Raw genomic sequence first — 1982 nt, 5'->3', positions numbered from 1 at the left:
ACCTACCGATCATCCGTCTCCACTGCTCCACCGTCGATGGCGTAAAACCGCGCTCATTGCGCATCCATGTCATATACTGTTCGAGTTGGCTCTGGTACTGAAACACGACGTTGGTTCACGCCACCAACTGAGAAATCGAAACCAAGGTCGTCCGATGTCGACCACTATTCGTGCTGCGGTGACAGTCCCCGTCAGGCGCAGAGCTCGGTCGCGATCCGTTGGAGCGCGTCAATATCGATGCCCCCCGAAGCATCTGGACCGAGATATGGAGCAATCCGCAACAGCTCGTTCCGCTTGATTCTGAGAGAAGCTGCGGTCGCGCCGGCTTCTGCAAAGTGGCAAAGGTAACGGTACCGCTCGTCGGTGAATGGCGCGTCATCGGTGGGGCAAGGTCAAGGGGATGGAATAAATCGTCTGATCCATAGCGAGCCTCCATTGGACAAATGGTTCGCTGCTCAGATGTCGAATTGCGTTGCGTGAACAATGCCCACAGTGCTCAGACTCCCCGCCTATTGCTCCTTGCACAACATAAATCTGGCCGCAACATAACGGCTAATATGTAATCGTGAACATATTAGCCGGTTCTGCGAACGCTACAAGGAATGAGTCGGTCGCCTCAAGCCGACCCTGCGCGAGGTTCACGTCGCCGGCGAGAAGCTCTTCGTCGGCTATTCGGGCCACACCGTGCAGGTGGTCGAGGGGACGACCGGCGAGGTGCGCACCGCGCAGATCTTCGTCGCTGTGCTCGGCGCTTCGAACTATACCTATGCCGAGGCCAGCTCCAGCCAGAGCTTGCCGGACTGGATCGCCTCACACGTCCGCGCGTTTTCCTATTTCGGCGGCGCCGCCCGACAAACCGTGAGCGACAATCTGAAGGCCGGCATCACCGGGTCTGCTTTCATGAGCCGATGGTCAACCGGACCTATGCCGATCTCGCCCGCCATTAGCGCACCGCCATCGTCCCGGCGCGCCCGTATCGTCCGCGCGAGGTATCCAAATCGTCGGGCGATGGATTCTGGCGCGCCTACGCAACCGCCGTCGCTTGCCGCCCTCAACGAGGCGATCCGCCCGCTTCTCGTCGATCTCAACAACCGACCGCTCCGGATCTGGGGACGAAGTCGGCGTGAGCTGTTCGAGGAGCTCGAGCGTCCGGCCCTGATCCCCTTGCCGGACGAACCCTACGAGAACGCGGAGTGGAAGCGCTGCCGGGTGAACCTCGACTATCTTGTCGAGATCGCCCAGCATTATTACAGTGTTCCCCATAACCTCGTGCATGAGGAGGTCGAGGCGGGATCACCGCGCAAACGATCGAGATTTTCCTGCGGGGCAAGCGCGTCGCCTCGCATCTGCGCAGCATTCTGCCGTATCGCCCAACGACGATCGCCGAGCATATGCCGAGCTCGCATCGCCGCTACCGCGACTGGACCCATGAGCGCATTCGCGCCGAAGCCGCCAAGGTAGGCCCCGACGCCGAGACGCTGATCCACGTCATCCTGCGGTCGCGGTCGCATCCGGAATAGGGCTTCCGCTCGGCTATCGGCATTCTCGGGTTGGTCAAGCGCTATGGTCAGGAACGCGTCGGCGCCGCCTGCGCTCGTGCACTGCTGATCAATGCCCGTTCCTACAAGTCGGTAGCAGCTATCCTGAAGAATGCCACCGACAAATCCGGTCCTCCCGCCGGGAGGCGCCCATCCTCTTCCACGCCAACATCCGCGGCCGCGGTTACTACAACTGATCAGGAGATCATCGTGCTTATTCGTCCGACCGTCGAGCGCCTGCACGCACTCGGCCTCACTGCCATGGCGGACACCCTCATCGAGCTGCAGAACAATCCCGAGGCCGCCGAGATGCCGCACCCCGATTGGCTCGGTCTCCTTGTCGGTCGTGAAGTCACCTCCCGCGACCACCGCCGCCTCATACGTCGCTTGGCCAATGCCAAGCTACGTCAAGCCGCCACCATCGAGAATGTCGATTATCGCACC

The 1982-nt window shown here is 61.0% G+C and carries 2 protein-coding genes; both read left to right on the top strand.

Annotated features, from left to right (window positions below; genetic code table 11):
• Positions 1 to 684: 684 nt before the first annotated feature.
• A complete protein-coding gene (locus tag Q2941_RS51475; protein WP_458197521.1) occupies positions 685 to 1461 on the top strand; it encodes a Mu transposase domain-containing protein in 777 nt (258 codons plus the stop codon).
• Between the two features lie 89 nt (positions 1462 to 1550).
• A partial coding sequence (locus Q2941_RS51470; RefSeq protein ID WP_458197520.1) for an ATP-binding protein occupies positions 1551 to 1982 on the top strand: 432 nt, incomplete at its 3' end.

The sequence above is a fragment of the Bradyrhizobium sp. UFLA05-153 genome (assembly GCF_054185185.1).
Note: the sequence above shows the minus strand (reverse complement) of the source record. Positions and strands in the feature narration are given on the sequence as shown.